Origin of the sequence: Vibrio sp. 10N.261.51.F11, assembly GCF_041471665.1 — a bacterium.
GTDB classification, from domain to species: domain Bacteria; phylum Pseudomonadota; class Gammaproteobacteria; order Enterobacterales; family Vibrionaceae; genus Vibrio; species Vibrio crassostreae_C.
Genome location: NZ_JBFROW010000068.1, coordinates 69,397 through 87,956, shown reverse-complemented (window position 1 = coordinate 87,956; position 18,560 = coordinate 69,397). Strand labels below are relative to the sequence as shown.

General features: G+C 44.1%; 18 protein-coding genes and 1 pseudogene. 8 read left to right on the top strand and 11 right to left on the bottom strand.

What is annotated here, in order from left to right:
• Window positions 1–213: 213 nt before the first annotated feature.
• The 3 genes from AB4351_RS19140 to AB4351_RS19130 form a co-directional block, all read right to left on the bottom strand.
• On the bottom strand, window positions 214–1,005 hold the full coding sequence (locus AB4351_RS19140; RefSeq protein WP_017058652.1) for a hypothetical protein: 792 nt from the start codon (window positions 1,003–1,005) through the stop codon (window positions 214–216).
• A gap of 66 nt (window positions 1,006–1,071) precedes the next feature.
• On the bottom strand, window positions 1,072–1,953 hold the full coding sequence (locus AB4351_RS19135; protein ID WP_372126880.1) for a hypothetical protein: 882 nt from the start codon (window positions 1,951–1,953) through the stop codon (window positions 1,072–1,074).
• A gap of 556 nt (window positions 1,954–2,509) precedes the next feature.
• Window positions 2,510–2,725, bottom strand: a complete 216-nt coding sequence (locus tag AB4351_RS19130; RefSeq protein WP_136980010.1) for an acetyltransferase — start codon at window positions 2,723–2,725, stop codon at window positions 2,510–2,512.
• Window positions 2,726–2,895: 170 nt separating this feature from the next.
• On the opposite strand from AB4351_RS19130, the gene AB4351_RS19125 reads away from it, so the two are divergent.
• On the top strand, window positions 2,896–3,945 hold the full coding sequence (locus AB4351_RS19125; protein WP_372113130.1) for a cysteine synthase A: 1,050 nt from the start codon (window positions 2,896–2,898) through the stop codon (window positions 3,943–3,945).
• Between the two features lie 113 nt (window positions 3,946–4,058).
• Here AB4351_RS19125 and AB4351_RS19120 read toward each other — a convergent pair whose 3' ends face one another.
• The gene (locus AB4351_RS19120) at window positions 4,059–4,625 is read right to left on the bottom strand and encodes a helix-turn-helix domain-containing protein (protein WP_372074251.1); all 567 of its coding nucleotides are present in this window, start codon (window positions 4,623–4,625) and stop codon (window positions 4,059–4,061) included.
• Window positions 4,626–4,722: 97 nt separating this feature from the next.
• Here AB4351_RS19120 and AB4351_RS19115 point away from each other — a divergent pair, with 97 nt between their 5' ends.
• Window positions 4,723–5,916, top strand: a complete 1,194-nt coding sequence (locus tag AB4351_RS19115) for a benzoate/H(+) symporter BenE family transporter (RefSeq protein ID WP_229647354.1) — start codon at window positions 4,723–4,725, stop codon at window positions 5,914–5,916.
• Between the two features lie 113 nt (window positions 5,917–6,029).
• Here the strand turns inward: AB4351_RS19115 and AB4351_RS19110 are convergent, their stop codons facing one another.
• Window positions 6,030–7,013, bottom strand: coding sequence for a hypothetical protein (locus tag AB4351_RS19110; protein WP_372074255.1), 984 nt, complete (start codon window positions 7,011–7,013; stop codon window positions 6,030–6,032).
• Window positions 7,014–7,437: 424 nt separating this feature from the next.
• Between AB4351_RS19110 and AB4351_RS19105 the strand changes: the two genes are divergently transcribed.
• A complete protein-coding gene (locus AB4351_RS19105) occupies window positions 7,438–7,824 on the top strand; it encodes a hypothetical protein (protein WP_017068428.1) in 387 nt (128 codons plus the stop codon).
• A gap of 148 nt (window positions 7,825–7,972) precedes the next feature.
• Here AB4351_RS19105 and AB4351_RS19100 read toward each other — a convergent pair whose 3' ends face one another.
• Complete coding sequence (locus tag AB4351_RS19100) at window positions 7,973–8,905, bottom strand: LysR family transcriptional regulator (protein WP_372074258.1); 933 nt, start codon at window positions 8,903–8,905, stop codon at window positions 7,973–7,975.
• A 268-nt stretch (window positions 8,906–9,173) separates the two neighbouring features.
• Here AB4351_RS19100 and AB4351_RS19095 point away from each other — a divergent pair, with 268 nt between their 5' ends.
• Together AB4351_RS19095 and AB4351_RS19090 are read left to right on the top strand one after the other, a co-directional pair.
• Window positions 9,174–9,941, top strand: coding sequence for a glycine betaine ABC transporter substrate-binding protein (locus tag AB4351_RS19095; protein WP_372074320.1), 768 nt, complete (start codon window positions 9,174–9,176; stop codon window positions 9,939–9,941).
• Window positions 9,942–10,097: 156 nt separating this feature from the next.
• A complete protein-coding gene (locus tag AB4351_RS19090; protein WP_372126878.1) occupies window positions 10,098–11,123 on the top strand; it encodes a zinc-binding alcohol dehydrogenase family protein in 1,026 nt (341 codons plus the stop codon).
• 122 nt (window positions 11,124–11,245) lie between these two features.
• On the opposite strand, the gene AB4351_RS19085 is transcribed toward AB4351_RS19090, so the two are convergent.
• Window positions 11,246–11,857 carry a CIA30 family protein gene (locus AB4351_RS19085; protein ID WP_372126877.1) on the bottom strand — a complete coding sequence of 204 codons (612 nt, stop codon included), beginning with the start codon at window positions 11,855–11,857 and terminating at the stop codon, window positions 11,246–11,248.
• Window positions 11,858–11,891: 34 nt separating this feature from the next.
• Window positions 11,892–12,151, bottom strand: a pseudogene (locus AB4351_RS19080) (DUF3081 domain-containing protein).
• A gap of 345 nt (window positions 12,152–12,496) precedes the next feature.
• Between AB4351_RS19080 and AB4351_RS19075 the strand changes: the two are divergent.
• Window positions 12,497–13,477, top strand: coding sequence for a bile acid:sodium symporter family protein (locus AB4351_RS19075; RefSeq protein ID WP_032545880.1), 981 nt, complete (start codon window positions 12,497–12,499; stop codon window positions 13,475–13,477).
• Window positions 13,478–13,548: 71 nt separating this feature from the next.
• Here the strand turns inward: AB4351_RS19075 and AB4351_RS19070 are convergent, their stop codons facing one another.
• Window positions 13,549–14,169 (bottom strand): heme-binding beta-barrel domain-containing protein, encoded by a 621-nt coding sequence (locus tag AB4351_RS19070; protein ID WP_017062436.1) that lies wholly within the window; start codon window positions 14,167–14,169, stop codon window positions 13,549–13,551.
• Window positions 14,170–14,567: 398 nt separating this feature from the next.
• On the opposite strand from AB4351_RS19070, the gene AB4351_RS19065 reads away from it, so the two are divergent.
• Window positions 14,568–14,987 (top strand): VOC family protein, encoded by a 420-nt coding sequence (locus AB4351_RS19065; RefSeq protein WP_017072063.1) that lies wholly within the window; start codon window positions 14,568–14,570, stop codon window positions 14,985–14,987.
• Window positions 14,988–15,133: 146 nt separating this feature from the next.
• On the opposite strand, the gene AB4351_RS19060 is transcribed toward AB4351_RS19065, so the two are convergent.
• Window positions 15,134–16,033 (bottom strand): DMT family transporter, encoded by a 900-nt coding sequence (locus tag AB4351_RS19060; protein ID WP_081090052.1) that lies wholly within the window; start codon window positions 16,031–16,033, stop codon window positions 15,134–15,136.
• Between the two features lie 42 nt (window positions 16,034–16,075).
• Window positions 16,076–17,050 carry a LysR family transcriptional regulator gene (locus tag AB4351_RS19055; RefSeq protein WP_017068435.1) on the bottom strand — a complete coding sequence of 325 codons (975 nt, stop codon included), beginning with the start codon at window positions 17,048–17,050 and terminating at the stop codon, window positions 16,076–16,078.
• Between the two features lie 100 nt (window positions 17,051–17,150).
• Here AB4351_RS19055 and AB4351_RS19050 point away from each other — a divergent pair, with 100 nt between their 5' ends.
• Complete coding sequence (locus tag AB4351_RS19050) at window positions 17,151–18,503, top strand: MATE family efflux transporter (protein WP_372055987.1); 1,353 nt, start codon at window positions 17,151–17,153, stop codon at window positions 18,501–18,503.
• Window positions 18,504–18,560: the final 57 nt, after the last annotated feature.

Genomic DNA, 18,560 nt, shown 5'->3' with positions numbered 1-18,560 from the left:
TGGAGTTTTAGATACCTGAACTAATCCGGTGACTCCCGATTTAAGTAAATAGTCTAAATGATTTCTGTCCAGAGATGTGTTATGCCGCCATGCTTTGGGACAAAAGCGCCTTAGAACTACTAACTTAGAGTGTGAAACATCTTAGACCATATAGCAGCACTTGAACCAGTGCCGCTAACAAAACAAGCGTAAGCTGAGACTACGCCAGAAACGTTATCCCCATCTACGCTCTGCAACAGTGGCTAAATCATATTCTGATTCATTATCTAAAAACCTCAATCTGCCAAAGTCTTTGCACAATGTATCTATAAAAACACCACTTTCTAACACAGTCTCTAGAGGCACAGGAACTATTTTATCGTTGGGAACATTACTTAGGGCCAACTTATAACGTTCATAAGAATGACGTTCCTCGTCGCTCAAAGATGACTTCGATTTATGCTCAAAAACTCGGCCATACAGCCAGAATTTGATATTGCCGAGAGAAAACTCGATAAGTGGTTCTCCGAAGCTTGTTCCATCTTTTCTATCATCAGCCTTAAGCATCGAATGAACCGTTAGTACCAAAGCTACACTGTACGATTTACCAGTCACTTCAATTTCGGGATATCCAATCTCACATTTATGATCAGCATCAGATAATTCATACAACTTGTCTTTTCTAATTCTTGCGGCATCGATGTTTTCTTCCCGCAAATAAGGGTGAGAATGAGCGGTTCCTATATATTGATACTGGTCTCCGAACACTTTCGCGATGTCTTTTTTAATCAAAAGAGATTCAGAGCTAAATTCAACTGAAGAGCGCTTTCGCTTTGCAGACGTCTCTACAGAGACATGATTTATCGTACATTTAAATGGATGTGTTTTGTTCACGTACCCCCAAAGGTGAGCGGCGGTTTCTACAGAAATACTCTTGCTGCCCTGATGTTTTACAGCATAAGCTTCTAAACCAGCCATGATTAGCTCAAATATCGCACTTTTGCTGACTGAAATTGTCGCGGTCATTTTTTCTTTGTTCCTTTTATTGACAATTATTTGCTTAATTTTGATTAGAGGTAAGACACACAAGAGTTATTGGGCGAACTCGACATGTTCTTTCAGTTTGTTTTTATAGCGCTCATAAAGCGAATCCCATACATCTTCACTTACCATGTCTAGTGGTACGTATTCTTCAAAAATGACACCACTCTCATCAGGGTAGGCAAGCTCGGTATACGCATAACGTGGGCCATCTGCATAAAGCGCTTCCCAACATTCGATGCATTCATCTTTAAACCATTCTTTTTTGACTGGCGCAGGGGTGTTATTCAGAAGATGAATTAAGTTCTTAGAATCAAAGAAACTATGCTCTTCACTTTTGACATTAAACAGGTAGCTAGAAAATAAATCGATGGCTCTTCCGTCCCATAATCTATAGCGGTGGTAGTGAGACGTATAACGCTCCTTTACTCGATCGAGAAGGTGACGTTCACATAAAGCTCTTAAGTCGTCGTTCCTCAATGTTGGGACTTCTGGAATTGGTTCAACGTCATAAAAGCGTCTATGGCCAAACAAGTAGCGTTGAGTCAGCTTTGCGGCGATGGAATCAACGGAACCTTTAAGTGCAATGTCATTGCATGGCAGTTTTGGGGAAGAGTCTGCAATTTTTTTGGCTAGCGCCTTAACAATGTCTGTAGTGGTTGATTTGACTTTCTCAACCAATTTTATACTTAAATAGCCTTGAGCTGAGATTTTTAAAATTCCCTTTTGTGCAGGAATATAACGTGGAGAGGAAAGCGTGAGTGCTGTTGCGGTGTCTAGTGATTTCAAGGTCGCTTGCTGGTCTAAGTCAACCTTTAGGTAATCACAGAACACTGCCAACTGCTCTTTAAAGTCGTTCAGTAGCTCAAGCCTTTCGTTTTCTAGTTCTTGAAGCTCTTCTTTCGAAGCATCTTGATAATCCAGAACTGACATATTATTCTCCTCACAATGCATTCAGTCGCATCAATATATACTCCCTTCAAAGAAAAATCTGATGATTTTGACGGAAACTCAAGTCGTTAGAGTGAACATGGCGTTGTTGCCTAAATCAGTTGAACCTTTTCGGAGTTCTGCGATCTGATCCCTTGTGATGGTTAGAGCGGTGATGACATAGGGGGTTTATCATTGACTTACACTTTAGTGGGGGGATTGGTTCGGTCAGAATACATCAAGTAATGAATAGAGGGTTATTTAGAGCATCGCCCCTAACTGACTTTTGTCCAAACCCGTGTTAATAGGTGCGATTATAATAGCTTGCCAACCAACGAAGAATTCGTGATTGCTCAACAGTCGGTAGAACTTCTGTAATCTGAACTGAAGTCTAAGCAAGAAAAAGACAATCAAAAGCGAGCCCAAGTGGCTCGCTTTTTGTGTCTAGTAAAGATGCGTCTGAATGTTTTAACAGGGGGATAGCCTACAAGGCGATCGTGAAACAGTTTTAGAACAGAGCTTAAATTGCGACTCATCGGGTGCTCTGGAAGCGCTAAGGTTATTTAGTCCCTGAGCGGTAGTTTGGATCTGTCCAGCATCGAGGTAACTCTTCCCCTGACATAAACATCAGTTCGGACTTTTTAAACATCTCAGGGTCTTGCTGTTCTTCGCCTGCTTGAAACCGACCTTCGATACTGTCTTGAAATAAGTTGGTTAATTTGGTCATTTCAGTTACATCAACGAGGTCACCGGTTTTTTTCTCTTTTAGAAACATTTTTTTGCCCTCAATCTAATCGGTCACCCCTAATTATAATTGCTATTTGGAAAATGAGAGTCTTTTCAATTCCGGCACTTCTTGACTAAGCAGACCCCAGAGCTACGCTTATGATCATCGACAACCCAATCGATGAACACACTTATCCTCAACAAATAAATGGAGTCGCGATGTCATCTGCCCATATTGCAAACAATCTCAGTGAACTGATTGGCGATACCGATCTTGTTAGAATCAACAGTCTTTCAGAGATATCAGGTTGTGAGATTCTTATTAAGTGCGAACACCAGAACCCGGGTGGTTCGATTAAAGATAGAGCGGCACTTCAGTTGGTTATGGATGCAATAGAAGCCGGTAAGCTTAAGCCGGGAATGACAATCGTTGAAGGTACTGCTGGTAATACGGGAATAGGACTTGCTCTGGTCGCTAAATCCCTTGGTTACAAAATGTTGGTGGTGATGCCAAAAGGGCAGGCACAAGAGAAAGAGCGCATGATCTCGCTTTATAATGCTGAACTGTTATTGGTCGACCCTTGTCCTTTTGCAAACCCTGAACATTTTTACCACACGGCTAAGCGGATTGGTGTCGAAAATGAGAGTTATTGGTGGGCAGATCAGTTTGAAAATCTCAGTAATTATCGAGCGCACTATTTAAATACTGGACCTGAGATCTGGCAGCAAACACAGGGGAATATTGATGCTCTAGTTTCAGTGGTGGGGACGGGTGGAACCATTGCCGGAAACTCACACTATCTATCTGAGCAGCAACCCAATCTCGAAACTTGGTTAGTTGACCCAAATGGGTCCGGCATTTATTCGTTTCTACGTAATGGACACTATCAATCAACGGGAAGTTCGTTCACGGAAGGCATAGGGATCATGCGAACGGTTGAAAATTTCAGGCAGGCAAAAATCAATCGTGCAATCACGCTTCCCGATCAGGATTTGGTGACGATATCCCGCCTTGTTGCGGAACATGACGGTATTCTTCTAGGAAGCAGTTCGTCGTTAAACGTAGCAGGCGCGCTATACGCTGCGGCTAGAATGGGGAAAGGGAAAACCATCGTTACATTCAGCTGTGACCTTGCTGAGCGCTCGTATTCGAAGCTGCACAACGAAGCGTTTCTGAAAGAAAAAGAGATACAGCTTAATAAAGAAAACCTTTCTCAACTATGGGCGCGTTATCAAGCAGAAGATGGCAGCATGGTCGTCAACGTATAGTCGTTCTAAGTGAATACTGGCCAGTGGTCTGCCAGCTCTTTCGTTAGCGCTGAATATCCGTTAGCGTTAAGCATCCGGTTAGAGCTAAACATCTGTTAGCGCCAGAACCGGCACTATTGCTTGTTATTAGGGTAGTGAATCACATTATGAAATACGGCGTTTCCTTCACCGATATTTTTGTAGGCATGGGTCTGGTTAGCATTAAAGCGAACAGCTTGTCCTGCGCGTAACGTATGCCACTCATCATCAAACATCACGGCCATCTCTCCTGAAATGCATAAGATGTGCTCAGTGACGCCTGCGTTATGTGGGGCGGATTCATGCTGGTAATCGGGTGCTAGGGTGAGTTCGAATATTTCAAATCCTAGTGCTTCCTCAAAAGGAAACAACAAACTGACGAAAAAGCCAATGTTGTATTCCTCATGTCTTAGTTCGTTTGCGTCTCTGAATAAACTCGTCAGTTCACTGTTTGGGCTAGCAGTGATAAAGCTTGAAAGTGACACCTCGAACCCAGAAGCTATTTGCCAGAGCTTAGCGACTGTCGGGCTGGATTCTCCACGTTCAATTTGTCCTAGCATTGCTTTACTCACGCCTGTTGCTTTCGCTGTTTTGTCTAAGCTCCAGCCTTTTTCTTGGCGAAGGCGTTTCAAGTTAACGCCAACTTTAATTTCTGTTTGCATATTTTCTCTACAAGTTTTTACAAATAAGTTGTGCGTTATAGCGCACGGTGCTAGGTTTGGTCTATGGACGTTATAACGCACGCAGGAAGAGATTAACATGACTAAGCTAAAATTTTCTCACGTCAGTACCGGCTTTATCGCTGTTTTCATTGGTTATGCGAGCGCCGCGGCGATTATTTTCCAAGCGGCAATGAGTGCTGGAGCAACCGAAGAACAAGTGGCGTCATGGTTTTGGGCGTTGGGAATTGGCATGGGGATAACCACAATACTGCTCTCGTTTCATTACAAGAAGCCTGTGGTTACAGCGTGGTCGACGCCTGGAGCGGCGTTGTTAATCACTTCTCTTGAAGGGCTGACAATGAATCAGGCAGTAGCCGTGTTTTTGTTCAGTTCGATGTTGATCACGTTGGTTGGATTGGCGGGGATATTTGAGAAAGTCCTAAAACAGATCCCAACATCGATTGCCTCAGCGATGCTCGCGGGGATTCTATTGCAATTCGGTTTGGGTTTGTTCACGTCGCTAATGGAAGAGGCACAAGTCGTAGCGGTCATGCTCGCTGTATTTATTCTGGCGAAAGCGCGGTTAGGAAATTTACTGATCCCAAGCATTTTCATCATCGCATTGGTCATGTGTGTGGGTTTTGGCAAACTCGATGTTAGTCAGGTGACTATGGGATTAACGACCCCAGTGTTCATTTCGCCCGATTTTGAGTTCTTTTCGTTGTTTAGTGTTGGTATCCCATTGTTTATAGTGACGATGGCTTCACAGAACTTACCGGGATTTGCGGTTCTAAAAGCGAACGGATACCAAGTTGATTCATCGAAGATCATTACCACCACCGGGGTAACAGGTTTGATCTTCGCACCGTTTGGTGGCTTTGCGTATAACCTTGCAGCGATTACGGGCGCTATTTGTATGGGCCCGAATGCGGATAGTAACCCCAAGACACGTTATATGGCTGGGATCTGTATGGGCGGGTTTTACTTGTTAGCTGGTGTGATGGGGATGTCATTTGTGTCGCTGTTTAGCGCCGTACCCTCCGAGATTGTCATTGCGGTTGCTGGCTTAGCGGTGATGCCCACCTTGATGAATTGCCTTGCGGTATCAATGGCAGACAGTCACTACAGAGAACCCGCACTGCTTACTTTCTTATTCACCGCTTCTGGCACCAATTTACTGGGAATCGGTAGCGCATTTTGGGGTTTGTGCATCGGGTTGTTTTGTTGCTGGTTACACAATTACAAAGCTAAGTCGCGTGGAGCAAACAAGACTTCGCAAACTTCGTCGTAATCAAGCGACCCAAGATTAGGATCAGGTTCGCTGTGAATTAGAAACATCAGCAAGTTGTTTGAGTAGTAAGCCCAGTCATACTCGTGACTGGGCTTGCTTACAAAGGAATAAAGCTACTTAACTTCGTATCTCAGTAGCACTTCATTATCGAGAACGACATTTGTCGACCAGATAAAGCTTGCGCCAGCACCACTGAATTTTTCGATAAAGTTCATGTACGCTTTTTTATTGTTCACGCCAATATCGTCTTCTGAATATACCGATGCTAGAGGCCAAGATGTTGAATCGAACTCTTGGTTCATCCAGTTGGTTGGTGTTTCCCAATGAGCGGCGTAGGCATCTTGACCGTGGTCAGTTCCTTCCGTGGTGCAGCTTTCAGAAAGACGCTTCCCGTCCACTTCACTCAAACAAGTCAGGTCATAAATCGGTGAGGTATAAAAGGTTTGTGCTTGCCAGTCTGGACCTGTCACGGTTCCGTCACTAAAGCTCGCGATAAAGCCACCATCACCAGCGTGGTATGCCTTTCCGCGGTTATCTTCGCTGCCAAGACCTAGGTTTTCTTCCCAATCAATCACTTTCACCGCAATCGTGTAAGGCTTCTTCACCTTAAATTTGACGATGTTTGAGTTAAACGGTGTGAAAGGAACGGTGTCTACCGCGATTAACTTGCCGTTGATATAAAGTTCGAAATAGTTATCGGCAAAAATATAACCTGTTATTTCCTCACCGTCTTGATCCACAACAGCTACCGGTACAGAGCTTTGATCGACTTCGGCTAGGCTGCTTGGCGTGGTGTTTGAGCACTCTTCATAAAGATCAAAGGCTTTCGGCCCTGTTGAAAAGTTGTTTTTGGCTGGAACCGTCCAAACCTTTCCTTCTGAGTCCGTAATCTCCCCGACGCCCGCCACTCGGCTACGTCCGTTTGCACACTCAAAGAGATTCGATTCAACGGTGGTCGCCACACCCTGAGTAATACTCGCTGAGCCTTGGTAATCACTGATGTTGCTGACCGAAGGCGTATCTGATGATGGTGAGCAGCCTGTAGCGAGCAAAGCAACCGATGAAAGGGCAAGGGCTTGATATTTTGTGATGAGCATTGATTGGGTATCCGAGAAGGGCTGATTTAAATAAGCGTGGTTCAAAATAAGCGAAGTGCAAGTAAATTAATTGAAAACAAAGCTATTTCAAATAAATCCGAGCTAAGTAGCTAAGTAGCTAAGTAGTTAAGTAAGCCGTGAACTCATAGCTGATAGCTGGAACGACGAAACTAAGCAAGAGCCAAAGCAATTGTGAGGTACCACGCTTATTATTTGATGAGGCATATATTACCCGTACAAATGTAAACAAGCGTAAATCTGAGTAAGCATAGGTAAAACAGCGCTTTTATCGAATGATCACATCAGCTTGCGCGGCGCTGGTAAAAATACTCAGCATGAAGCGGTTTCAGGTTGTGATTGAGATAGTATTTTGCTACAAAACGCGCATAATCTCGCTATACAACATTTAAAGAAGAATTTACCTATGACTACCTTTCAATACTACTTTCACCAACTGCCTTGCTTCGACTGTAAAAAAACGACAGTAAGTACTGATCTTGGTTGGTTAACGCCTGCGATGAAAGACGATGCTATCGCACAAGTGACAGCGACACTTGCACAAGGCGAGGTTACTCCTGATCTTTCTGCAGACGTGGTTTGCACGAAAGAAGAAGCTCGCGAGTACTTACTGCTTAACTTCTTTGGTTATTCAGAAGAAGAATTAGAAAGCGGAATCGAAGCGGATGATGAAAAAGAAGTGGCAGACGAAATCGCAGAGCTAGTAGAAGATGGTAAAGACACTATCACCTTCGAACATGAGATTGCTCTTCAGTGCTGTGCAGACTGCGATGTTGAAGACGAGTCAAACTAAGCTCTTGTATTAAGAGTATTAAGCTAAGTACTCTTATTAAGGTTCATCATGAAGCTATGATGTTCTAATGATGAAAGGCGTTAGCGAATTGAAGTTCGCTAACGCCTTTTTTGTCTCTCTGTTTCTTATCTTTAAGCGGCATTCAATCTTAAGATGTTGTGCTTTCTATAATGCCTTGTTTGCTCAGTTGCGAAAGGATCTCAGCGGTCTTCTCTCTGAATAAATCTCTCAGTAGACGAACAGTCGGGGTGATGGATTGACGACTTGGACACACTAACCACAGCTCGGTAGGGGTCGGCTTAAACTCAGACATAACTTTAACCACTTCACCTGAAAGCAGATGAGGTGACATGTCTAAACAAGATTTTATTGCCACTCCTTTACCCGCAATACACCAACGCCTTACAAGGTCTGCGTCGTTCGAAGCGCGATTTCCTTTTAGTTTCACTTTATGATCTTGAGTACCATCGTTAAACACCCACTCGTCTTGTAACATGTCATGGAGTTGGTAAAGCAAACCATTGTGTTGTGCTAAGTCACTCGGGTGTTTTGGTGTTCCCATTTCAGCCAAGTAGTCAGGAGCCGCACACAATATCCTCGGCACATCGCATATCTTAAAACCATACATATTGGCATCGGTCGGGGAGCCGTAACGCAGCGCCATATCAACAGAATCTCGGTAGAAGTCGATATTGCTATCGCTGATGCTAGTACGAAGCGTCGCCTTTGGGTATTCAAGCAAGAACTCATCTAACCAAGGTGTGATTAGGTTGCGTCCTAGATCCGATGAAAGCGCAATTCGAATTTCACCATCAAGAATCCCGAGCTCTTCGCGCATGTTGAGCTTCGCTTGCTCCAACATCTTTAAGGCTTGTTCGCATTCCGGTAAATAACGCTCGCCAGCTGAAGAGAGCCTTAGGTGGCGCGTGGTTCTTACAAATAACTCCGCACCGAGTGCCGCTTCAACACGTTTTACCGCTGCACTTGCTGTGGCAGTACGCATATCGAGGTTGGTGGCTGCAGCGGTGATACTGCGAAACTCCGCCACTTTCAAAATGACCTGTAAGTCTTCAAGAAGCATGTTATCTACCTATATTGAATTATGTTCTAAACATGGAATTGGGATATTTCCCCATCATAATCTGCAAATGGGTTATCTCTACTTATTGCTTCTAAGTTAGCTTCTAACACTTAATTGTCAAAATTAATTTGATAATAATTCAAATGTGAGGCTGTTTTTCATCAGTAATTTTCTCACTATCATTTTTCCATATCGACAACGTAGCGCAGTACACATCGTATGGACGAAGTCTACGATCTAGGGGGATAAGATGACTAAGAAAATCACAATGGGTGTAACGGATTTGTCGTTCCACCGTACGACCGCATCATTGGTTGCCAATGTATTGAAATCCATGGGTTTTGAGGTAGAGCGTATTTTCTCTCCACATCAGGAGAACTTTGAAAAGCTGAAAGCAGGCCAAGTGGATATGCTTTCTTCTGCGTGGTTGCCATCAAGTCACGGTATCTACAAAGCGGGCGTTGAAGAAGTTGAGCCACTTATCGAGCTTGGGCTTCATTATGAACCTTATGCTTTGTGGGGCGTACCAGACTATGTGCCTGAAGAGGCGGTTTCTGAAGTCTCTGATTTATTAAAAGCTGAAGTGATCGAGAAAATGAACTCGACCATTCAAGGCATCAACCCCGGCGCTGGTATCACACGCTTCTCTATCCAGATGATGAAAGATTATGGCCTGAGCGATGCCGGCTACGAGTTCTTTCCTGGCAGTGAAGACGATTGTTTCAGTGCCTTTGAAAGTGCAGTCGCAAACAAAGAGTGGGTGGTAGTGCCACTGTGGAAACCTCAGTTTTTGCACTATCGTTACGATATTCGTGAGCTCAAAGAGCCAAAAGGCCTACTCGGAATAGTGGACAGAGCAGTGCTTCTTTTAAGAGACGACAAGAAGCATCTGTTCAGCGAACAACAGATTCAGAAGTTGGATTCCCTATGCTTCTCGAACGACATCATCGCAGAGCTGGATTACAAAGTTTGCCGTGAAGGTAAACCACAAGATCAAGTCACACATGATTGGTTGATTGAGAAAGGCCTGATTTAGCCTTTAAGCCGTTGGCAATGCAGTGAGACGTCTGCGTTACTCAGATAACGGCAATACCACTATCAAAAATTATTTGAGAATTATTCAAATATTAGGCGGTTTATCTAGAGTGAGAATTGACTAAGATTAACTCGTCTAATTCAAGGAGAAAGCACTATGTCAGTACCATCAAAAATGAAAGCTATCGGATTTACTCAATCACTTGCGATTACAGAGCAAGACAGCTTATTTGAGTTTGAAACGAGTCTGCCAGAACTAAAAAATAATGACTTGCTAGTAAAAGTGAGCGCGACTTCTATTAACCCTGCTGACGCAAAAATTCGTATTCGTAGTGCCAAAGACAAAACACTCGAACAACCAAAAGTGTTGGGCTATGACGCAGTCGGTGAAGTTGTTGGCAAAGGTGCTGACGTTGAAGGCTTCGAAGTCGGTGACCGTGTGTACTATGCAGGTGACGTAACTCGTATGGGCGCTAATGCCGAATACCAAGCTGTGGACTACCGTATTACCGCTAAAGCGCCGAAGAGCCTTTCTGATGAAGCTGCAGCCGTTATGCCACTAGCAACGCTTACGGCTTGGGAAGCATTGTTTGACCGCTTGCGTGTTCGTCCTGAAGAGAAAAAGTCTATCCTGATCATTGGTGGAGCAGGCGGTGTTGGTTCAATTACGATTCAACTGGCTAAGCAACTGACCAACCTAAATGTTATCGCAACAGCTTCAAGACCCGAAACTGAACAGTGGGTAAGGGATATGGGGGCGGATTATGTGGTGAACCACCGTAACCTTGTCGAGTCTGTGCGAGAGCAAGGCATTCAACATATCGACTACATTTTCAATGTTGCAGACACAAAAGGGCACTGGGATGCGATGGTTGAATTGATCGCACCGCAAGGCATGATCAGTTCGATTGTTGAATTTGATGGTGGCATTGACTTGTCAGCGCTGCAAGGCAAATCAGCAGGCTTTGTTTGGGAGCTGATGTTCACGCGTTCATTGTTTAACACCGAAGATATCCAGAAGCAGCAAGATATCCTATTCCAAGCCGCGAATCTGATTGATGCGGGCCGTATTAAATCGACGCTAACCTCGACCCTAAATGGCTTTAGTGTGGAAACACTTAAAGATGCACACCAACGTATTGAAAGTAGTGCCTCGATTGGTAAAACAGCTATCAAATACTAATTGCTGATGTTTTAATCCGCCGTTGTTTTGAATTGTTGACGGTTTAAATAGAAGAAGCCCCTGATATCTGATTGCTAGTCAAAAGGTTTCAGGGGCTTTTGTTTGTTTTCAGTTTAGTCAGTTTAGTCAGCTTCTGGTGATGTGATAGGTTTCGATGTTCTGAAGTGAAGCTGTATTAGGTCTAGCTCAAAAGGCGAGGGCTCTTTGTCCGCAATCAAAAAACCGATTTGTTTGATGTCTCGTGCCTTAAGTTCCGGCGCATCGTTCAGTAGCCGACCTCTGAACACAGCTTGAAAATCATTGAAGTGGAACACCTTGTTAAGCCGCACTCCCTTTATCGTAACGAAATCGTGTTTGTATTGAACTCGATTACCATCTTTCGATGTTGTGAGCCTCAGTTGGTAGGTGCGACCATCACCAACGAAAACTAGCTCTGCGCTATCTATTTCATGGGCTGGTGATTCAATGGAGCGCTTTACAGAACTGAAACCACCATTGTTTTCTAACGATAGCTCGCCCCTAAATCGACTCATATCATCAAGATAAATGAGCCCGCCCGTTGAGATGCCACCCATTACATCGTCGTTGGTCGCTGTCCAATTCTTGTGTTCGTTCGGTTGTATAAAATCAATCATACCTATGCCTGCTACAGATACTTGAGACCATAAAAAGGAGAGGCTGAGTACTAGCCAAAAAGGGTGTCTTCGCTTAAGCAATGAAGCCGTTTCGTTCATGATTGTCTCCGTTAGCCGTTAGTCTGTTCGCGTTTTATGGAGAAGGTTCAGTGGCAAGCATACCCATACAATGCTCAATAAATTCAGAGTAATTTGAAGCGTTGTCGTACTCAATTTTCAATGAAACATCAGCGTCACCGTGACGTCTTTATAGCTTAGCCAACAGGTGTAACCGTCGTAATCATGCCAAGCCGTCATTTCGCCAACTAGATATTTGTTGTCCCGTTGCTCACCGGAAGAGCGAATAAACTCAAATACTCTGAGAAATTCAATAATGGTGATTCTGTTGTCCATGTGTTACTCCCGCTGCGTCATCTTTGAGAATAGGCTGATCTTTGGTGTTTAGATTGCCTACGTCTTTCTTTCATATCCTTACGGCTTACCTCTGTGCCCCGATCACTGAAAGGGTCTTACCTTCTCGATAAACGGCTGTTTTCTAATATTTCATCATCATTCCATACATCTGTTCAATCCAGAGCGAAGCGTGCGTAACAAACTCGAATAACAACGTTAACCCTCAAGATAAAGACGAGCTTAATTTGCGTTTATGGTGGTTAATTAAAATTAGAGTCGATAGGATAAATAGCATCGGAGCCTTGTTATTGGCTGAAATGGAATCTACAGAAAGTGCGTGTCAACATGATAGAAAAACTGAAAAAGGAATGGTTTCTTGTAGGGATGGTGGTGGCTATGGTCGTTGCTGTTTTTACGCCGGATTGGGGCAAATCGGGTGGGGTACTTCATCTCGATACGGTGACTGTTCTCGGCATCGCTTTGGTGTTTTTCTTACACGGTTTGGGTTTGTCTCCCAAAGCCATTCTTGAGGGGCTTTCGAATTGGAAGCTGCATGTTTTTGTACAAAGCGCGACATTCTTAGTTTACCCACTGCTTTGGGTGATATTCGGGCAAGGCTTTGTCGCTTATATGCCAGCAGCTCTGGCCTTTGGTTTCTGTTACCTCTTCGTATTACCGAGTACGATTTCGTCTTCGGTCGCGATGACGGTGATTGGAAAAGGAAACCTACCGGGTGCGATATTCAATGCATCGCTTTCTAGTATTTTAGGCGTGTTCATTACGCCTCTACTGATCCAGCTCTTTATGGGGTTGGAAGGTGCAGAGCTAAACCTGATGGAATCGGTGATCTCTATATCTAAAATGCTGCTATTGCCAATGATTGTCGGCCAGTTGATGCGCCCGTTACTTTTTGAATGGACTCAGAAACACAAGTCAGTGGTCAATAAGTTAGATAAATACGTGATACTTCTGATCGTCTACAGTGCTTTCTGTGACTCTATTGAACACGGTATTTGGAGCGACTTTTCACCAATGCTGTTGTTGCTGTCAGCGGTGATTTGTTTAGTGGTATTGATGGTGATGGTACACGGCATTCAATGGAGTGCCCGAAAGGTTGGATTCAATCATCAAGATGAAGTCGCGGCAGTATTCTGTGGTACTAAGAAGACCTTAGCGGCAGGTATTCCTATGGCTAAGGTGATCTTTGCTCACAACCCTAATCTAGGGATGATATTACTACCAATCATGCTTTATCACCCGATTCAGATCTTTTACTGTGCAGTGCTAGCCAACCGTTACGCCAAGGTTGATACACAATCTAGTTAAACTTGTTTGTTGTTACAAGTACAACAGAAAAACGCCTTTCACTTCGCTGTGAAAGGCGTTTGTATTTGAATCTACTTCACTTTAATTAGAGTGCTTGAATCTGTATGAGCAAATGCGTTGTCGTAGATCTCTAAGCCTGTTGTTTGAGAGTACGTCAGCGTATCGTCTGAAATGCTAATGTTCATCGTGAAGCCCGTGGTGGTTGCGTTGTCCGTCATGTATTCGGACTCAGCGATGCCACGCTTAGACGCAACTAACGTCATTGTATCGCCAGCAGGGCCTTCTGCGGTGACACATGTGGTGCGTGGTACGCAGTAAGAGTTGTAGACGACCTGATTTTTTTGGTCGTAGATGAAGTAGCCACGTTGATCGTGGAACTTAGAGTCGTCGGCCTTTCTGAATACTTCTTGTTTGTAGTACAGAGCAACCAGATATTGATCGCTGGCATTGGTTGCATCTGCCGCAACCTCAAACGTCATTACTTCATAGAATGGTGTAACCGCGGGACCACCTGCACCCACTTCTGTGCCTTCTTGGCCTGGAGAAATATCAACGCCGCCAGTTTCGACTGATTTCCATGTGCCGACTAACTTTGCGAGTGGACCAAAATCCATACCATTGATTGTGTTGTGGTCGGCTACTGCTGGAGCCGAGATTACCGCTGCGATACCAAGTGCTAATAATTTTTTCACTTTAACTTCCTTTTTATTAATTATCTGACCCCAATAAAAATAAGGTTATTGTGAAACTAGTTTATTAACCCAGATCAGTGTTGTTGGCTAATATGAAATCGAATTGTAACTTGATGTATCAGTCAATAAGGGGATATTAATGTGTGTATATATTGAGCAAGAAGCAGTTGTTGGGTCGTCTTATCTCAGTGATACACCATGGGTTTGCTAACTCTTGTGGTTGAGTTGAGTCACATTGGATTAGGTCGTCTAAACTTAAAGCTTGTATCGCATCAAATACGACAATTTGGGCTCTAAAGACGTTCTCGAAATAAATGCAAATTAGTGCTTTACCTCAACTTAACTTGAGGTATTAGGATATGCAACGTTGCTTACGAGAATACTTTAAGGAGAGAAGAATGATCCAACTTGAACATGTGAATTTAGTGGTAAAAGATATCCCAGAAATGCTGGCTTTCTATAAAGCGGCGTTCCCTCATTGGTATGTCCGTGATGAGGGAAAAGGGGAGTGGTCAGGTAAGCCACGTAACTGGCTGCATTTTGGCGACGAGTACCAATACATAGCAATAAGTGATCACGGTGAAGGTGAAAATAGAGATTTGGCTGGGCATTCTGTTGGCCTCGCGCACTTCGCTTATGTGACCAATAATATCGAAAGTGTCACTCAGCGCCTTGTTGATGCGGGCTTCCCAATTGCCAAACCCGGCGCCGAAGAACCTTATCGAAAAAACGTCTATTTTGTGGATCCGGCAGGTTTTGAAATCGAGTTTGTTGAGTATTTGAGTGATGATCCCAAGTTACGAAATGCCACAAGTTAATCACGTAATACGCCGCTTTATTAAAGTTGGTTAGCGGCATGAAAACACGTTAGAGAACATTTATAGAAAAGGGCATTGTGGAATAATCCGCAATGCCCTTTTTAGGTCTATGCAATAGCTGATGTTTAGCTCAGTTGTTGGGTTGTTTATTTAGCCTTAAAAGGCACCAACAGTTGTTTGCCAAACACATTAATCAGCGCGCCAGTCACAATCAGGCCACCGCCTAGATAAGTCCAAACCGATGGAATTTCATTAAAGATCCACACGCCTAACAGTGCCGAGAAGACAATCTGGACGTATGAGTAAGCCGAAGCTTTACCCGCCGCTTGAGTCTGCATCGCTTTGGTCAAACCGTATTGGCCTATCTGAGTGAAAATACCGACTAACACGAGCATCACGGTTAAGAATAGACTTGGCCATACAAAGTCGTTCCAGATAAGAGCTGTTGAGATTGGTAGCGCAACCAATGGGAAGTAGAAGATGATGACTGAGCTATCTTCCGTTTGGCTAAGTTTTCTCACAATCACATAAGCAATTGAGCTACCAAATGCGCCACATAACGCCACCATAATGCTAAATAGCGGTAACTCGCTGCTCGCGCCACTGTTCATACTTGGTTGTACCATCACTAATAGCCCAGCTAGGCAGAACGCAATGCAGATCATGGTCGATTTTTGGACGCGTTCTTTCAGAAATAACACGCCAAGTAGGGCGGTAAATACAGGATGAACGTATTGTAGAATGGTCGCTTCGGCTAATGGCAAAGTGGTCACAGCGTAGTAAACACACATCAAGGCTGCTGTACCAACTGCGCCTCGAACAAACAACAAAGGTTTGTTATTTCCCCAGATCGAAATGCCTTTTCGCTTAACGTCGATATAACTGATGATCAAAGACACCAAAGCCCTTGCTGCAACAATTTCGAATACAGGTATGCCGTAGTTGCTGATGTATTTCACACACGCAGACATCAGTGCGAATCCAAAAGCAGAGAGGATCATGAACCTAACCCCAACAGGGATCATTGAAAAAGAGAAAGAAGGCATAAAAATATCAATCGGTTGAGGGAACAGGAATCATAACTTAGTTTAGAAGAGCCGACCAAAGTCTTTGTCCTGTTCTATTACACCAAACCATTGATATTGCTGTGCGAGTACTTTCAGCAACTCGATCTCTTTTGTTGTCTCTTCTCTAAGCCATTCAATAAGGTCGTTGATGATAGGCGTGTGACTACGCTGGTGCATGAAGTAAGTCCAAGCACTGTGTTGGATTTTTGCATTTCTAGGGCAGTACAAGAAGCCTCGTTGGAGATCTTGTTGAACTAACAACAGATCCGTGACCGTAACCCCTTCACCGGATAGACAGGCACTGAGCGCCATATCTAAAGACAAGAAGCTGGTATTTCTGACAGGTTTCTTTGGTGGGAATTCAACATCGGCCAGCCACACTTTCCAGTCGTGATGATCTAAGGTTGGATGCAGCCTTGGCAAGGTTAAGATTGAATCAAGGTCGGTGTCTTTGGTGGTTAAACTAGTAGAGCAAACCGGCGCCATGAACTCTTCACGCAAGAAGGTAATGTCAGGTGCCTTGTCATAGCGTTTTTTGAAACGCGTGTGGAAGATCAGTAGATCATACTCACTACTATTAATCGATTCGTCTTCCTCAATCACAGGAACAATGACGATCTCATGATCTTGATAACGCTCGTTTAATTCCCGAACTTTGGAGATCAATACTCGCGTCGCGAAACTCAGAGTCGCTTTGATCACGATACGCTTCTGCTTGGGCTCACTCCAAGAGGCGATAACAGCTTCGATATTACCGTAGCTTTCTCGCAAAGCCACATACAAATCATGACCTTGTACCGTTAATTCTATGGCTCGATGCTTACGAATAACCAGTGATGCGTTTAACTCATCTTCAAGCTGTTTGATCTGTCGGCTGATCGCACTTTGTGTCACATGCAGCTCTTCGGCAGCCAGCGTAAAGCTCATCAGCCTTGCGGCAGCTTCAAAGGCTTTTAAGCCATTATGTGATGATGGCAAGCTAGGATATGGGGTCATAATTCGTTCGCATGAGTTTATGGAATGTTAGAGTCGCAAATTTATCAATTGAACGCCAGCCTCATCGATCGTATTTTGGGCGAAATTAACTGAGGCGATCATGAAAAAAATACTCACTCTTGCATTCCCTTTGATCATTTCACAGCTGATCTCTATGGCTTTAGTCCTTACTGATGTTTGGATGATGTCGCGTATCAGTGTGTCAGCCCTTGCGGCTGGTGGCTTAGGTGCCTCAATCTACTTTTTCATCTTCATTATTGCGAGCAGCACCGTGGGTTGTGTCGCGAACTTGATTGCGATTGCTTATGGTCAGCGCGTAGCTCGCCCTGAGTTTGGTAATACTCAAATTAGATTGGCGGTGAAAGGTGCAACCATGTTGGCATTCGTGCTCAGCGTGACCTTAATGGCCAGCTTCTGGTTTGCTCCGTTGGTATTAGAAGCAGCCAAACAGCCACCAGAAGTGATCACTTTAGCCATGGAATATGTCCATGCTTTGAAGTGGGTAATGTTGCCTTCGCTTATCTTGTTGGTACTTCGTGGCTTAACCAGTGCGTTTGGCAACGTGCGCTCCATTCTTGTGATGTCGATTATCACCGTAATTCTGAATGTGCCAGTGAGCTACTTTCTCACCTTCCAATTAGACATGGGCTTAACAGGTTTAGGGCTTGGTACGGCTATCGCGGCATTTATCGTGATGGTTGGATATACGGTTTGGGTATTTAAGCGTGACGAGTTTAAGCAGTTCGCCCCTTGGCTAAATACAGAAGAGTATTCAATCAAGTTGATGAGCCCATTGTTGTTGATGGGTCTACCTATCGGCTTGGCTGCTTTACTTGAGCATGGCTTGATTTACGGTGGCACCTTGATGGCGGGCACGATCGGTATTGCTTCGTTAGCCTTGCACCAAATCTTGCTGCAATGTTTAAGCTTTACTTGGAACTTCAACTTCGGTTTCTCGCAAGCTGCCGCAATTTTAGTAGGCCGTGATTATGGCGCGGGCAACTACGAAGGCATCAAAAGAACCTCGATTCAAAGCTTTATATTGGTGTCGGTGTTGAGTGTGGCGTTGTCGGCCGTGTTCATTATATGGCCTGAGATGATCGCTTCTATCTTCAAGTTAGACGATGGCACGGGTGCAATGACTTCACTACTGGCTTCTGTGATTTGGGTCGTTGCTTTGTGCTTTATTGTTGATGCTTGGCAGCTACTGGCGATTAACCTGCTAAGAGGCATGAAGATTGTCTCTATGCCAACCGTGATGACTGCCATCGGTTACTGGGTATTTGGCTTGCCTGCGGCTTGGTATTTGATGCCTAAGTTCGAATTGGCAGGGATTTGGGGCGGAATCGGTGTTGGCTTAGGCGTGACAGGTATTCTGCTGCTTATCCAATTGATGCGTGTCATTCAAAAGAACAACCAATCTCCAGATTTGTCGAATCATGCTTATACGTGATTTGCTTGTGATGCTCGCCTTTACCATGGAACCTTGAACGATAAACGTTGTATTGCT

What these genes read in the sequence shown, in the direction of transcription:
- AB4351_RS19075 (WP_032545880.1), top strand. Translation starts at nt 12,497, where the DNA reads ATGATAGAAAAACTGAAAAAGGAATGGTTTCTTGTAGGGATGGTGGTG.
- AB4351_RS19125 (WP_372113130.1), top strand. Translation starts at nt 2,896, where the DNA reads ATGTCATCTGCCCATATTGCAAACAATCTCAGTGAACTGATTGGCGAT.
- AB4351_RS19115 (WP_229647354.1), top strand. Translation starts at nt 4,723, where the DNA reads ATGACTAAGCTAAAATTTTCTCACGTCAGTACCGGCTTTATCGCTGTT.
- AB4351_RS19095 (WP_372074320.1), top strand. Translation starts at nt 9,174, where the DNA reads ATGGGTGTAACGGATTTGTCGTTCCACCGTACGACCGCATCATTGGTT.
- AB4351_RS19135 (WP_372126880.1), bottom strand. Translation starts at nt 1,953, where the DNA reads ATGTCAGTTCTGGATTATCAAGATGCTTCGAAAGAAGAGCTTCAAGAA.
- AB4351_RS19060 (WP_081090052.1), bottom strand. Translation starts at nt 16,033, where the DNA reads ATGCCTTCTTTCTCTTTTTCAATGATCCCTGTTGGGGTTAGGTTCATG.
- AB4351_RS19130 (WP_136980010.1), bottom strand. Translation starts at nt 2,725, where the DNA reads ATGTTTCTAAAAGAGAAAAAAACCGGTGACCTCGTTGATGTAACTGAA.
- AB4351_RS19065 (WP_017072063.1), top strand. Translation starts at nt 14,568, where the DNA reads ATGATCCAACTTGAACATGTGAATTTAGTGGTAAAAGATATCCCAGAA.
- AB4351_RS19055 (WP_017068435.1), bottom strand. Translation starts at nt 17,050, where the DNA reads ATGACCCCATATCCTAGCTTGCCATCATCACATAATGGCTTAAAAGCC.
- AB4351_RS19100 (WP_372074258.1), bottom strand. Translation starts at nt 8,905, where the DNA reads ATGCTTCTTGAAGACTTACAGGTCATTTTGAAAGTGGCGGAGTTTCGC.
- AB4351_RS19090 (WP_372126878.1), top strand. Translation starts at nt 10,098, where the DNA reads ATGTCAGTACCATCAAAAATGAAAGCTATCGGATTTACTCAATCACTT.
- AB4351_RS19140 (WP_017058652.1), bottom strand. Translation starts at nt 1,005, where the DNA reads ATGACCGCGACAATTTCAGTCAGCAAAAGTGCGATATTTGAGCTAATC.
- AB4351_RS19120 (WP_372074251.1), bottom strand. Translation starts at nt 4,625, where the DNA reads ATGCAAACAGAAATTAAAGTTGGCGTTAACTTGAAACGCCTTCGCCAA.
- AB4351_RS19105 (WP_017068428.1), top strand. Translation starts at nt 7,438, where the DNA reads ATGACTACCTTTCAATACTACTTTCACCAACTGCCTTGCTTCGACTGT.
- AB4351_RS19110 (WP_372074255.1), bottom strand. Translation starts at nt 7,013, where the DNA reads ATGCTCATCACAAAATATCAAGCCCTTGCCCTTTCATCGGTTGCTTTG.
- AB4351_RS19050 (WP_372055987.1), top strand. Translation starts at nt 17,151, where the DNA reads ATGAAAAAAATACTCACTCTTGCATTCCCTTTGATCATTTCACAGCTG.
- AB4351_RS19085 (WP_372126877.1), bottom strand. Translation starts at nt 11,857, where the DNA reads ATGAACGAAACGGCTTCATTGCTTAAGCGAAGACACCCTTTTTGGCTA.